General features: G+C 64.0%; 11 protein-coding genes. 5 read left to right on the top strand and 6 right to left on the bottom strand.

From position 1 onward, the window contains the following. The first annotated feature begins 18 nt into the window (after nt 1-18). Entirely contained in the window at nt 19-969 is a 951-nt protein-coding gene (gene rarD / locus CKW39_RS02145) for an EamA family transporter RarD (RefSeq protein ID WP_095796518.1), read from the top strand. A 111-nt stretch (nt 970-1080) separates the two neighbouring features. On the opposite strand, the gene CKW39_RS02140 is transcribed toward rarD, so the two are convergent. The 4 genes from CKW39_RS02140 to CKW39_RS02125 all read right to left on the bottom strand — a co-directional run bounded on the left by CKW39_RS02140 (nt 1081) and on the right by CKW39_RS02125 (nt 5497). Beyond that, nucleotides 1081-1284, bottom strand: a complete 204-nt coding sequence (locus CKW39_RS02140) for a methionine/alanine import family NSS transporter small subunit (RefSeq protein WP_095796517.1) — start codon at nt 1282-1284, stop codon at nt 1081-1083. Continuing rightward, a complete protein-coding gene (locus CKW39_RS02135) occupies nt 1281-3053 on the bottom strand; it encodes a sodium-dependent transporter (protein ID WP_095796516.1) in 1773 nt (590 codons plus the stop codon). The genes CKW39_RS02140 and CKW39_RS02135 overlap by 4 nt, the downstream gene beginning before the upstream one ends. A 100-nt stretch (nt 3054-3153) precedes the next feature. Then, on the bottom strand, nt 3154-4203 hold the full coding sequence (locus CKW39_RS02130; protein ID WP_254049232.1) for a polyprenyl synthetase family protein: 1050 nt from the start codon (nt 4201-4203) through the stop codon (nt 3154-3156). Between the two features lie 22 nt (nt 4204-4225). After that, on the bottom strand, nt 4226-5497 hold the full coding sequence (locus tag CKW39_RS02125; protein WP_095796514.1) for a geranylgeranyl reductase family protein: 1272 nt from the start codon (nt 5495-5497) through the stop codon (nt 4226-4228). 108 nt (nt 5498-5605) lie between these two features. Here CKW39_RS02125 and CKW39_RS02120 point away from each other — a divergent pair, with 108 nt between their 5' ends. The 4 genes from CKW39_RS02120 (at nt 5606) to CKW39_RS02105 (ending at nt 9661) form a co-directional block, all read left to right on the top strand. Then, on the top strand, nt 5606-7003 hold the full coding sequence (locus CKW39_RS02120) for an isochorismate synthase MenF (protein WP_095796513.1): 1398 nt from the start codon (nt 5606-5608) through the stop codon (nt 7001-7003). A 112-nt stretch (nt 7004-7115) separates the two neighbouring features. Then, a complete protein-coding gene (locus CKW39_RS02115) occupies nt 7116-7886 on the top strand; it encodes an ABC transporter substrate-binding protein (RefSeq protein ID WP_254049231.1) in 771 nt (256 codons plus the stop codon). A 165-nt stretch (nt 7887-8051) separates the two neighbouring features. Further along, entirely contained in the window at nt 8052-8849 is a 798-nt protein-coding gene (locus CKW39_RS02110; protein ID WP_095796512.1) for an amino acid ABC transporter permease, read from the top strand. Nucleotides 8850-8857: 8 nt separating this feature from the next. Continuing rightward, nucleotides 8858-9661: an amino acid ABC transporter ATP-binding protein gene (locus CKW39_RS02105; RefSeq protein WP_095796511.1), complete on the top strand. Its 804-nt coding sequence runs from the start codon at nt 8858-8860 to the stop codon at nt 9659-9661. Between the two features lie 150 nt (nt 9662-9811). Here the strand turns inward: CKW39_RS02105 and CKW39_RS02100 are convergent, their stop codons facing one another. Together CKW39_RS02100 and CKW39_RS02095 are read right to left on the bottom strand one after the other, a co-directional pair. After that, complete coding sequence (locus CKW39_RS02100; RefSeq protein WP_129701758.1) at nt 9812-10843, bottom strand: hypothetical protein; 1032 nt, start codon at nt 10841-10843, stop codon at nt 9812-9814. Between the two features lie 1124 nt (nt 10844-11967). After that, nucleotides 11968-13353 carry an aromatic acid/H+ symport family MFS transporter gene (locus CKW39_RS02095; protein WP_095796509.1) on the bottom strand — a complete coding sequence of 462 codons (1386 nt, stop codon included), beginning with the start codon at nt 13351-13353 and terminating at the stop codon, nt 11968-11970. Nucleotides 13354-13568: the final 215 nt, after the last annotated feature.

Here is a 13568-nt window from a genome sequence, read left to right as displayed (position 1 = left end):
CGCCGTTAGGATCGGACGGTGACTTATAACGCTGAGACCGGCTCGGGACCTGATCGTAAGAAAAGGACCCGGGCCGGTTTTCTGTACGGGTTCGGCGCCTACGGCCTGTGGGGCCTGCTGCCTCTGTACTTCGTGCTCCTGCTGCCCGCCACCGCGTACGAGATCGTCTCGATGCGCGTGCTGTTCTCGGTGCTGTTCTGCCTGATTCTGCTGGCACTCACGCGATCGCTGGGCACGCTGGTGCAGCTTTTCCGGGACGGCAAGGCGGTCATTGCCCTGGTGATCGCCGGTGTACTGATCGCCACGAACTGGCTGCTGTACGTTGTGGCCACCACCACCGGCCACACGCTGGAAGCCTCCCTGGGGTACTTCATCAACCCCATCGTGGCGGTCCTGCTGGGCGTGATCGTCCTGCGCGAGAAGCTCCGGCCCCTGCAGTGGGCTGCGATAGCGGTGGGCTTTCTGGCCGTGCTCATCATGTCCGTGGTCTACGGATCCGTGCCGTGGCTGTCGCTGGCGCTGGCCTTCTCATTCGGCTTCTACGGGCTGGTGAAATCAACGATCGGCGGCCGTTATCCGGCACTCGTCACGCTCACCGGTGAGACTGCGGCGATCGCTCCCCTGGCATTGGCGGCCGTATTCTTCCTGAACTCCGACGGTCAGATCACGTTGTTCTCCGAGGGCGCGGGCCACTTCTGGCTGCTGGCGTCCTCCGGCATCATCACGGCGGTCCCCCTGCTGCTCTTCGGATCCGCGGCCGCCCGGCTGCCCCTGAGCACCGTAGGCATGATCCAGTACGTGGCACCGATCGGCCAGTTCATCTTGGCCATCACCGTGCTCAACGAGTCCATGCCGCTGGAGCGCTGGATCGGTTTCGGTATCGTGTGGTGCGCCGTGCTCCTCATGATTCTCGACGCCGTTCGCGCACCTCGCGCACGCAGGCTGCAGCGCGAGCGGGACGCGGCCTAGCCCCTGCTCCTGCGCGGGTGCGGCGAAGGCCGGGGCGCACCGGGATTCCTCGTGGAATCCTGGCTGGCCCCGGCCCTCATCATGCGTTCGCCTCGTGACGACGGCGCCCGCTCAGCGGGTCGGTTCGCTCACGCGGGAGCGCTCCCCCTGTTCCGGCTGATCCGGGTTACCGAACCCATCGGGCTGCTCCGGGTAGTCCGGATCCAGCTCGTCGACCTCTTCCGGTGACCGTCGAATGTTGATGATGGAGAGCACAAGTCCGCCCCACACCAGCACGATAGCGACGACCATCATGACGATTGCGGTGGTGCTCATCGGGCACCTCCTTCGTGATTGTCATGGGTGGGCTGGCCCGCGGAACGGGACGCCGGGGCGTCGTCGGCGGTTGCCTTGCCCTCATCCCAGGGAGCGCGCTGGTGCACCACGGTGCCGTGTTGAATGGCGCGCAATGAGTAGTCCTGATCCAACGCCGGGCTGCGCATCGCGGTGTCTCGGTAGTGGGTGAAGGACTTGTCCTGGGTCAGCATGTCGCGGTCCAGGTAAGCGTCCTGCACGCTGGGCGCGGGGCTGGTAAAGGCCGCCGCCGTGCGACGGGACCAGGGCAGCTTGGACAGCAGGTACGCGATGACCACCAGGCTGCCGGCCATGCCCCAACCGAACACGTTCACGAACCAGGCGGGCATGTCGTTGTACCCCTCGGCCAGGTTCAGCGTGAGCTGGTCGATCAACATGTAACCGAGCACCACGGGTGTCACGGCACCGGCCACGATCATCCAGGTGCGGCCCAACTTGAAGGAGGACACCGAGTTGAGGTGATCGCGCAGGGTGGGCAGGGCGGAGAAACCAGCGGTCAGCATGAGCACCGACACCAGTGCGGCTGCCACAATGCCGAAGTTGTTGACGAATGCGTCCGTCACGTCCAGCAGGTTCAAACCCGTGGTCGTGGGGAAGAACAGCAGCGAGACAGCAGCCAGCGGGATGACCACCACGGCCACTGCGGTGCGGCGGCTCAGGCCCAACTTGTCGCGGAAACCGGCCACGATCACTTCCACGATCGAGATCATGGACGTGAAGCCTGCGAAGGCCAGCGCGCCGAAGAACAGCACACCGATCAGCACGCCGAACGGCGCCTCCGAAATGATGGTCGGGAAGGCGATGAACGCCAGACCGATACCCGAGGTCGCAACATCACCGACGCCGGTGCCCGCAGCGGCGGCCATGAAGCCAAGTGCCGCGAACACGCCGATACCCGCCAGAATCTCAAAGCTCGAGTTGGCGAAACCTACCACCAACGCCGAACCGGTCAGGTCCGACTTGGGCTTGAGGTAGGCGGCGTAGGTGATCATGATGCCGAAGCCCACGGACAGCGAGAAGAAAATCTGTCCGTACGCGGCAACCCACACGGACGAGTCGCCCAGGGCCTCCCACGATGGAGTGAACAGGGCGTCCAGACCACCGGCTGCGCCGGGCAGGGTCAGAGCGATGCCCACCATGATCAGGAACATGACCACGAGCAGCGGAATCAGGATCGCGTTGATGCGGCCGATGCCCTTCTGCACGCCCATCATCAGAACGACCAACAGGGCCAACCAGGCAATGGCGGTGGCGATGAAGACCGGCCAGATGAAGTTGAAGCTGATGGTGACTTCTTCGGAGACCTGCATGTAGTCGGACATGAAGAAGGCCGCCGGGTCATCTCCCCACGCCTTGGTGAAGGAGAAGATCGTGTACTGCATGGCCCACGCCAGAATGATGGCGTAGTACAGCGAGATGATCACGCAGATGCCCAGCTGCCACCAACCGATGGCCTCGAGCTTGGGGTGCAAGCGGCGGTACGCCAAGGGCGCGGAGCCACGGTAACGGTGACCCACCGCGTAGTCGAGCATCAACAGAGGGATGCCGGCAGTCAGCAGTGCGACCAGATAAGGGATAAGGAACGCGCCGCCACCGTTGTCATACGCGACATAGGGGAAACGCCAGATATTGCCCAGACCAACGGCGGAGCCGATGGCGGCAAAGATGAACATGGTGCGTCCCGAGAAAGCCTCGTTGGAAGCGCCACCACGTAAAGGTTTTGTGGACATTCGATGATCCTCACAGGGGGAACACATCCCGCCCGAGCATCAGTCTGGATCACAGCGTAACGCGGGGCGGTTTTTGGATAGCCCCCAGCTTACTGAGGTATCAGCCTTCTCGGTGGACCACCGCGTGGGCAAATTCGATCAGTGCCGCCTTGGTCACGGTTTCGGGCAGCGGCTGGATCGCCGCAATGGCGTCATCGGCCCACCGGTTGGCCGTGTCCCACGCTTCCGCGGACACCGGGTGCTCACTGACGGCGGCCACGGCCCGTGCCAGTGCCTCATCGCTGGAGAGGTCCCCGTCGATGAGTTCCAGGACTTCGCGTGCGGAATCCGCCACGGCCTGGTCCGCGCTCTGCGCATCGCGGCGCAACAGCAGGACGGGCAGCGTGTCCACGCCTTCGCGCAGATCCGTGCCCGGAGTCTTGCCGGAAACGTCGTCGTGGCCGGTGAGATCGATGATGTCATCGGCCAGTTGGAAGGCCAGACCCACCTTCTCGCCGTATTCGACCATCATATTGATCACGTCTCGCGGTGCACCGCCCAGCAGCGAACCGAACTGGCCGCTCGCGGCGATCAGCGAACCGGTCTTGCCGGCCAGCACGTTGAGGTAGTGCTCCACGGGATCCTGACCGTCCACGGGACCCGTGGTTTCCTGCAGCTGACCGATGACCAGCCGCTCAAAGGTCTTGGCCTGGATCAACAGCGGTTCCTGGCCGAGTTCGGACACCATGGCCGATGCCCGGGCGAAAATCAGGTCACCGGTGAGAATGGCAACGGAATTGCCCCACACGGTCTGCGCGGTCTCCACACCGCGGCGCAGGGGGGCCGAATCCATGACGTCGTCGTGGTAGAGGGTGGCCAGGTGGGTCAGTTCGACAACCGCCGCAGCTTCGATCACGTCCTGGTTGACTTCACCGGCGGCTTCTGCGGCGAGCAGCGTGAGCAACGGACGAACGCGCTTGCCACCGGCCTGCAGCAGGTGACGGGCGGTCACATCCGCGAGTTGATCGGTGGAGCGCAGAGCCTCTTCCAGCCGCGTTTCGATCTGCGCGAGTGATTCCACGACAAGTGGACCCAGGTGGTCGTCCTGGGCAATGAGCTCAAATCCTGCGGGCAAACGCAATGAGCCATTCAGTCGGCTGGTTTCAGTCACGGTGTACCACTCTATCGAGAATTCAGCGGGCGGGCGTCAGCGCATCAATGAGCGCTACGGCACGGTCGGTCAGGGTGTGGGCGGGGCGATCAGAAAGCTCGGTCATGACCTGCACCGCGAATCGCATCAGCTGGGGCATCCGCATTCCGGCGCGCACCCCGGCACTCAACAGAGCGGGGTGGCCGATGAGCTCGGCGAGCGCCCGGCCCTGTACGAAATGGGCACCCCATTCGTCGTGCACCATGTGCGGATAACGGGCCAGCGCGTTCTCGCGCTGCTGCGCTCCGTTGGCCGAGGCTGCGTCGACCACGCAGGATGCGGCGAACAGCGCGGATTCCATGGCGTTGGAAATCCCCTCGCCGTTGAACGGGGACACCAGTCCGGCGGAATCACCCAGCAGCATGAGGCCGGGAATGTAATGCGGGGTACGGTTGGCGGCCATGGGCAGCGCAGCCGATCCCACGCGGCCCTCTTGATGCTCGGGGTCGAAGGTCCACTCGGCGGGCATGGATGCGGCCCAGTCGCGCAGCACGGCACGGTAGTCGAGTTTCCCGAAGGCGGGCGAGGTGTCCAGGATGCCCAGGCCCACGTTCGCGGTACCGTCGCCCACGCCGAAGACCCAGCCGTAGCCGGGCAGCAGCGACCGCTTGGGATCGGTGCCATCCACGAGTTCGAGCCAGCCCTCCATCCAGTCCAGTTCGGAGCGCGGGGAGCGGTAGTAAGTGCGCACGGCCACGCCCATGGGGCGGTCCTTGCGGCGGTGCAGTCCCGCGGCCACGGCGGTGCGGGTCGAGTTTCCGTCCGCCGCCATCACGAGATCCGCGTGGTAGTCCTCGGTTTCCGAGGTGCGGCGCCCGGTCGCCGGGTCCATCACGGTGGCCCGCAGGCCGATGACCCGCCCGGTGTCGTCGCGCAGCACATCCTGCACGGAACGGTGCTCGATCACGGTGGCTCCGGCGCGCTGGGCATGCCGGATGAGGTCCTCGTCGAAACCGGCGCGCGTGCGCACCAGTCCGTAGGAGGGGAAGTCGGTGAGTTCGGGCCACGGGAATTCCACGGTGCGCCCGTCGGCTACCAGGCGCAGACCCTGATTGCGCTTGTAGCCGTGCTCGCTGTCGTGGGGCAGACCCATGAGCTGCAATTGTTTCACGGCGCGCGGGGTCAGTCCGTCGCCGCACACCTTTTCGCGCGGATAGCTGGTTTTTTCCAGCACCGTGACCGAGATTCCCTGGGTGGCCAACCAATAGGCTGCGGTGGCTCCAGCGGGCCCTCCCCCGCTGATCAATACCTTCACTCTGCCGTAGCCCTCCGTGTGCCCATAGCCGTTACTGCTCGGTCCGTCGTCCATTGTGTCATTGCCGGTGAGCTTTCTCCGCCCGCAGCCGTCCTATGCTTGAGGGCAATGACCATCGATACTTCCCCGCCCAGTCTGAGTGTTCTCACGGTGCCCGCAACCGACGTGCAGGCCGCCGCCGATTTCACGACCCGTCCGGATGTCCGCCGCCTGCTGGGTAGTCCGGATCCGGCCACGTGGATTCTGCGCGGTCAGGGATTGTTGGGGCTGGGCCGTTCCGCCGAGTTCCGGGTGCGCGGTGGCACCCGCTTCACCTCCGCTCGTGTGTGGTGGGACGCGGTGCGCAACGCCGCGCGCGTGGACGATCGTGTCAACCGTCCCGGCACCGGCCTACTCGCCTTCGGCGCGTTCGCCTTCTCACCGTCCTCCACCGTGAGTTCCGGGCTCGTGGTCCCGGAGGTGGTCATCGGTTCCGATGACCACGGCGCGTGGGTCACGTTGATCCGCCCCGGTTCCGAAACTCTCACCGAGTCCGACGTCGACGCCGCCTGGCGGGCTCTCGTGGTCGAGGCACCGGCCGCGATCGAAACGCGACCCGCGTCCGAAACGACGAGTGCGGCGTCGTCGTACCCCACCGCGACCCCGGGTGCCCTGGACGAGAACCGCTGGATGGCGGCCGTCGCGGACGGTGTGGACATGATTCAGGCCGGTGACCTGGAGAAACTGGTGCTCGCGCGGGACGTGGTGGTCAACGTGGGGCAGCCCATCGACCTGAGTGCGGTGCTTGCGCGGCTGAGCGACCGGTACGACTCGTGTTGGACGTACTGTGTGCGGCCCGGCGGCATCGACGATCCGGACGCTGGGCGGTTGCTGGGCGCGACTCCGGAAATGCTGATCCGCGTCAAGCAAGGAACCGCGTCCGCTCGCGTGCTTGCGGGAACACTGGACCGGCACGATCTGCCGGAAGGCGCCAATCCGGAAGACTTTGCGGGTGTGACGCTGGGCGGCTCCGACAAGCAACAACGCGAGCACAAGTTCGCCGTGGATTCGCTGCTGGCGGGGCTGTCCCCGTACGCGGAGACCGTGCACGGTGAGGAAGAACCCTTCATCCTGGCCCTGCCCAATGTGTGGCATTTGGCATCGGACGTGCGCGCCGAACTGCGCACCGGCGTGGACGGCACCCTGCCCTCCCCGCTGGAACTGGCCGAGGCCGTGCACCCGACCGCTGCCGTGTGCGGGACGCCCACCGATGTGGCCGGCGGCGTGATCGAGGACCTTGAGCGCATGGACCGTGGTCTCTATGCCGGGCCCGTGGGGTGGCTGGACGCCTCCGGTAACGGCGAATGGGGCATTGCCCTGCGCGGCGCCGTGCAGTTGGATGCGCATCAGGCGCGCGTGAGTGCTGGCTGCGGGATCGTGGCCGAATCCGATCCGCAAGCCGAGCTGGCTGAGACCTGGGCCAAGCTGCGGCCCATGCTCGAGGCGTTGCCCGCCACGCGTCTTTGATTCTTGCGCGTGAATTCGCTCGGGGTGGGCTCGGCTTGAGGTCGCCGGAAATAACGGCGTAGTAAGGTTTTCCCCAAACTAGATAGCGCTTTTGCTTTTCGAGGGAGATCCCATGTCCAAGCTTCGCCGTGTAATGCCCGCACTGGCCGTGCTGTCCGCAACCGGCCTGATCCTGACCGGTTGCGAATCCACGTCCGAGTCAGATTCCCAGGCGGGCGGCGAGGGCGGCACGATCACCGTGTGCGCCAACTCGCCCTATCCCCCGTTCGAGTTCGAGCGCGACGGCGAAGTTGTGGGCTTCGACATGGCCCTGGCGGACGAGATCGCCAAGGACCTGGGCAAGGAGAAGGAATTCATCCAGGCCAACTTCGAGACCCTGGAGTCCGGTGCCGCCCTGGACACCGACCAGTGCGAAATGGTCATCTCCGGCATGGGCATCACGGACGAGCGCAAAGCCTCCATGGACTTCTCCGAGCCGTACTTCAATGACGAAATCGGCCTGTTGACCACCAAGGATTCCGGTATCACCAGCTTCGATTCCATCGGTGACGCATCCGTGGGGGCCCAGCAGGCCACCTCCGGTGAGAAGTACGCCCAAGAAAAGGGCGCCACCATTCAGCAGTTCGAGGATGTGGAGCTCATGTTCCAGTCCTTGGAGACCGGCGGTGTGAAGGCCGTGTCCGGTAACATCTCCACGCTGGGCAACCGCGCCAACGAGAATGAGGACCTCGAAATTGTCGAGACCGTGGACACCGGTGAGAACCTGGGTGTGGCCGTGAAGAAGGGCAACACCGAACTGCTCGATTCCGTGAACAAGACCCTGGACCGCCTCAACGAGGACGGCACCATGGACAAGATGCGCGAAGAGTGGATTGGTCTCTGATCCGGTCCCTCGAACCAGGTCCTGAACCAGCTTTGATGTGATTGACAACGGGTGCCGGGCGAGTCTCTCGCCCGGCACGCCCGTTGTCAGCGGAGTGCGAGATATTGAACGAGATTTTGCGGTGACGATTGTGATGACTTTTGTGATGACTGAGGGAGAAAACTGATGGCCATGACCACCCGGCAGCGCGCCAAGCTGTCGAGGGGCATCCAGTACGCCTTGTTGGTGCTGGTGTTGATCGCCCTGGTCGTTCTCGCGGACTGGCAGGTTCTGTACGAACGAGTGTTCAACCCCGCGGTGATTGCGGATCAGTTCCCCGGGATCATCACCATTGCTCTGAAGAACACGCTCATCTACACGGCCCTGGGCTTTGTGGTGGGTCTGACCCTGGGCGTGATCCTGGCGCTCATGAAGCTCTCCTCCGTGGCGCCCTATCGGTGGATCGCCACGCTTTACATCGAGTTCTTCCGCGGTGTTCCGGCGCTGTTGGTGTTCCTGGCATTGGGTTACGGCATTCCGCTGGCGTTCGGCTTCAGGTTCAACCACTACGTGACCGTGATGATCGCGTTGGGCGTGGTGGCGGCGGCGTACATCGCCGAGTCATTGCGCGCCGGTCTGCAAGCCGTGCCCAAGGGCCAGTACGAGGCGGCCCGCTCGCTGGGCATGTCCCACACCCGCGCCATGGTGACCATTGTGATTCCACAGGCGCTGCGCATCGTGCTGCCCCCGCTGACCAACGAGGTCATCCTGCTGACCAAGGATTCCTCCCTGGTCTATCTGCTGGGCATGGGCCTGTCGCAGTACGAGCTCACCAAGTTCGGCCGCGAGGGCATCTCGGGTGCCGGCGCGGGTCTGACCCCGCTGGTCGCGGCGGGTATCTGCTACCTGATCATCACCGTGCCGCTGGGCATCCTGTCCCGCCGCTTTGAAACCAAGACCGACCGCGTCAAGAAGTCCTCCTAGGAGCCACGGTGTCCACATCTGCAACCGAAAACACTCAGGCATCTACACCCGCCGAGACGCCGGCCGTGTCCGTGCGAGGGCTCAACAAGGCCTACGGCGATCTTGAGGTGCTGCGCGGAATCGACCTGACCGTGAACTCCGGTGAAGTGGTGTGCCTGATCGGGCCTTCCGGTTCCGGTAAGTCCACGCTGCTGCGCTGCCTGAACCTCCTGGAAGAACCGCAGTCCGGGGACATCACGGTCAGTGGTTTCGACGTGACCGACCCTGACATCGATGTGGATGCCATGCGCCGCAACGTGGGCATGGTGTTCCAGCAGTTCAACCTGTTCCCCCACCTGACGGTGTTGGAGAACTGCACTGTCTCGCAGATCAAGGTGCTCAAGCGTTCCAAGTCCGAGGCCGAACAGACCGCGATGACCAACCTGGAACGCGTGGGCCTGGCCGAGAAGGCGCAGCAGCGCCCCGGTCAGCTCTCCGGCGGTCAACAGCAGCGGGTGGCCATTGCTCGTGCGCTGTCCATGAACCCGGATCTGATGCTCTTCGACGAGCCCACCTCGGCCCTGGATCCCGAGACCGTGGGTGACGTGCTCGCCATCATGCGCAAGCTCGCGAATGAGGGCATGACCATGCTCGTGGTGACCCACGAGATGTCGTTCGCCCGCGACGTCGCCGACCGTGTGGTCTTCATGGACGGCGGAGTGGTGGTCGAAGAAGGCCCCGCCCGCGAGGTCATCGGCTCCCCCAAGCACGAACGCACGCAGTCCTTCCTGTCCCGCGTGCTCAATCCCACCAAGGTGGACACGCCGGAGTAGGCCTGGACAGGGGTCGCCGGAGCTGGGATTCGTAACAGCGCCTGGGCCCCGAGTGCCACTTACATCTGGTGCCCCACACGTCAGGCGCCACTAGAACCTTGGAACACACCTGAGGGGCCGTTGGAACCTTTTTCGAGTGGCTGGAGGGTTCTAACGACCCCTCAGGCGTGGCGGTTGGCTCTGACAACGCTTGGCGCGTGCTGAATCCAGGTGGTGGAACAGCCACTGCAGGAGTTCTCTGCGCCGTTTGGGATCCCTGAGGTCGTCGATCACCACCACTCGGACCTGCCACCCGTGATCGCGCAGGCGTTGAATCCGATAATTCTCGTCTCCGTACGCCTTGCCGTCCTCCCAGTGAGGTCGTCCGTTGTACTCGAGCGCGACCATGTCTTCCGGCCAGGCGAGATCCGGGTATACATACTTGCCGCCCATCATGACCGGGAAGTTGCTCTCCATGGGTGGTAGTCCGCAGTTGAGGAGCACTAATCGGAGCAGAGTTTCCATCGCGGAAATCGTGGGCCCCTGGACTAGTGCCATGGCCTGCCGAACCCGCACCACGCTCTGAGCCCGCGGTGGCAGCTGGTTGAGCAGGTCCGTCAGTTGATCGACAGTGAGCGGTTCCATCACGGTGCGCCCTTCAGCCAAGACCCGCAGCGAGATCAGAGCATCCAAACACGCGGTGATTCTCCACAGCGGGAGGACCGGCGCCGCCACCACAAGCGCCTCCATCGGGTGAGTCAACGGACAATCCCATGGACCCACGATCTCCGGCAAGCCCAGTGTTTTGGACACCCGCGTCAGTCTCTGGTTCGAGGCGATCCTCGTTCCGTTCCATGCCAGATGCGTGGTGTTGGATCGCGCTACGAACTCCCGAGCCCGCGGTGCCGACGGGTGTCTCAAGAGCCGTTCTTCCCAGCCGTAGGCGTGATCGACGGGAAAGTTCAGCATGACCAGCGCGGTCAACCCAGTAATCGCCACCTGGCTTCGATGTTGGTCCAGGTGATCCCGCAACAGAACCGATTGCTGCTGAACATTCAGCGGCTCAGCGCTCCGAACCCACGCTCCCCTGGCCAGTTGCTGCATGTACGGTCTGCGCCGGAGATCTCTGGGACGTCGTTCCCATTCCCTGGCGCTCAGCACCGTGAGTTTCGGTCCCAGGTCCATGGCTTCGAGAGTTCTCATGGAACGGACCCTAGAAATTTTCGACGCCGTTCGGTCACCTTTTCCACAGACCAAGCCGTTTCCTTGCCCACACGTTGCCAATGAGGCATCTGTGGAGGCCCCTCCGCACGGCGAGGGGAGATGGGAACGAGCCGAGCGCCGTCGTCAGGAGGCAGTGGACGGCGCGCGATGCGGTGGTGCGTCTCCGAGCGCCGTCGGCGAGCAGAAGCCCCGTGCGTGTGAGGTTCCGGGAGCGCCGCCGGCAAGCAGAAGCCGTGCGTGTGAGGTTCCGGGAGCGCCGTCGAACCCACGTGAGGTTTCGTTAGGGCCCTTCCGTGGCGCCAGAAAGGTTCCAACGGAGCATCAGATGGGCAATGCGGTCCTGGCGGCGCTTCAGGTGACTGCAGCGCCCGTGTGCGAAACAGCAATAGGTTCGCGAACGCCGACGGCGGGCACGACGTGGCGGGTGCCTACGTAAGCAGCAGGCAGCGCGGGGGGCGAGCGAGAGCCACGCACATGAGCGGACGATAGGCGAGTGAGAGCCACGCACATGAGCGGACGATAGGCGAGTGAGAGCCACGCACATGAGCGGACGATAGGCGAGTGAGAGCCACGCACGTGAGGGGACGGTAGCGCCGAGGAACCCGCGTGAGGTTGCGTTGGAACCCTTTTACGCCGCCCGAAAGGTTCTAACGGCGCATCAAGTGCGGGAGGTGGTCGCAGCGGCGCGCCAGACCACTCGACCCGTGCGCCGTCGGCGAGCAGAAGCCGTGCGTGTGAGGTTCCGGGAGCGCCGTGGAAGACGCGTGAGGTTTCGTTAGGGCTCTCCGGCGGTGCCAGAAAGGTTCTAACGGCGCATCAGATGCGGGAGTAGGTTCTAACGGCGCACCAGATGGTGGGGACCAGTGCCAGCGCACGGCTGGTGGGGCGGTTGGGGCGGTTGAAGTGGTGGGGCGGTTGAAGTGGTGGGACGAGTGAAGTGGTGGGGCAGGTGAAGCGGTGGGACGAGTGAAGTGGTGGGGCAGCACGCAAAAGCAGGGTGCCGCTGCTCGCAATGAGCAACGGCACCCTTGGTGTTTCTATGTTTCCCGAGGCAGTCGGTGGTCAGCGCGCTAGTTGGCTGGCCGACTGCCGTTCCCGGAAAATCAGTTCAGGACGGTAGAGGGAGTGTTGGTGTCCTGGTTGTCGGTGGACTCCAGGATTTCCTCTGCCTTTTCCTTGGCTGCTTCCACAGCCTTCTGGCAGGGAACCAACACGGTCACGAGTGCGCCGAACAGTGCCACACCACCGAAGATGTAGAACGCGGTGGCGCCGCCCAGACCAGCTGCAACCAACCAGCCACCGATGAGCGGGCCGAAGATGCCGCCCAGTCGACCGAATCCGGAACACCACGCCACACCGGCTGCACGAGCATTGGTGGTGAAGTAGTTGGAGGTGAAGCCGTAAATAAGTACCTGGGTACCCAGGGTGCCCACACCGGCAATACCGATGAACATGAACAGCACCGGCAGCGGGAACTGGAAGGTCATCAGCACCAGGGTGATGGCTGCGATCACGAACGTGGTGGCGACGATGAACTGCGGGCCGCGGCGGTCGGCCAGCTTGGATGCAACCACACCACCGATCACGGCACCGGAGTTGAGCACCAGCAGGAACGCGAGCGAGTAGGTCTTGCCGTAGCCGTAGCTCTCCATGATCTTGGGGAGCCAGGTGTTCAGGCCGTAGGTCAGCAGCAGACCGGAGAAGGACATGAAGCCCAGCAGGATGGCACCCGCACGGAACTGCGGGGAGAACACTGCGCCGAAACCGGTCTTGGCGGGAGTAGCGCCGGCCTTCTGGACGACAACTTCCTCGAGCAGAGGAGTACCGGTCTTGAGCGACAGTGCCTCAGCTTCTTCACGACGACCGCGGGAGAGCAGCCAACGCGGGGACTCGGGAAGCTTGAAGAACGCGATGGGCAACAGGAACAGGATGGGAGTTGCACCGATCATGAACAGGCCGCGCCAGCCGAGGGGCTCGAGCAGGATCATGCCCAGCAGTGCGGCGAGCACACCACCGGCGGGGATACCCGAGTACACGATGGCGTTGTAGAAGTTACGACGCCCGGCGGGAGCGAACTCCGCAATGGTGGCGCCGGCCGTGGCGAGGATCGCGCCCAGGCCGATACCGGTGATCAGGCGCAGCGCGCCGAAAGCAAAGATCGAGGTGGAGAGCGCGGTGACGAACATGCCGATGGAGAACCAGGCGATGCCCACCAGGATGATGCGGCGGCGGCCCACGTAGTCGCCGATGGAGCCACAGATCAGGGCGCCGATGAGCACGCCGATCAATGCGTAGGAACCCAGGGTGCCCGCGGTGGCGGCATCGAGTGCGCCGATGTGGGAAGGATCTGCCATCAACGTGGTGAGGACGGTTCCGTAAATAGTGAGGTCAAAGCCGTCGAAAATCAGTGCGGTGCAGGCGATACCTGCGACCCAAGCGGCGGTCCTCGCCTCTTTTCGCGGGTCCGCGGCAACGAGTGTGTTGCTCATAGTGGTGGTCCTCTCGGATCAAAGATCTTCCGGAGAGCCCCTAGACTCCCGGTGCGTTTCCGGAATGGTTGCGCGTTAGATCTCAATCCTGAACTACTGTGAGCCTTACCACACGGGGATAACCCCCAGGGTTTCGCCAGGGGGTGTTAAATAACAGCCTGCATATGAGTTGGTCGTAGTTTGTACCATTTGCTACCTAATGCTGGGTTGATCAT

It is taken from the genome of Kocuria sp. WRN011 (assembly GCF_002295155.1).
GTDB classification, from domain to species: Bacteria; Actinomycetota; Actinomycetes; order Actinomycetales; family Micrococcaceae; genus Kocuria; species Kocuria carniphila.
This window is presented reverse-complemented; position numbering and strand designations above follow the sequence as displayed.

Coding starts and splice junctions, on each gene's coding strand:
- CKW39_RS02135 (WP_095796516.1), bottom strand. CDS start 3,053: ATGTCCACAAAACCTTTACGTGGTGGCGCTTCCAACGAGGCTTTCTCG.
- CKW39_RS02120 (WP_095796513.1), top strand. CDS start 5,606: ATGACCATCGATACTTCCCCGCCCAGTCTGAGTGTTCTCACGGTGCCC.
- CKW39_RS02100 (WP_129701758.1), bottom strand. CDS start 10,843: ATGAGAACTCTCGAAGCCATGGACCTGGGACCGAAACTCACGGTGCTG.
- CKW39_RS02095 (WP_095796509.1), bottom strand. CDS start 13,353: ATGAGCAACACACTCGTTGCCGCGGACCCGCGAAAAGAGGCGAGGACC.
- CKW39_RS02140 (WP_095796517.1), bottom strand. CDS start 1,284: ATGAGCACCACCGCAATCGTCATGATGGTCGTCGCTATCGTGCTGGTG.
- CKW39_RS02115 (WP_254049231.1), top strand. CDS start 7,116: ATGTCCAAGCTTCGCCGTGTAATGCCCGCACTGGCCGTGCTGTCCGCA.
- CKW39_RS02110 (WP_095796512.1), top strand. CDS start 8,052: ATGGCCATGACCACCCGGCAGCGCGCCAAGCTGTCGAGGGGCATCCAG.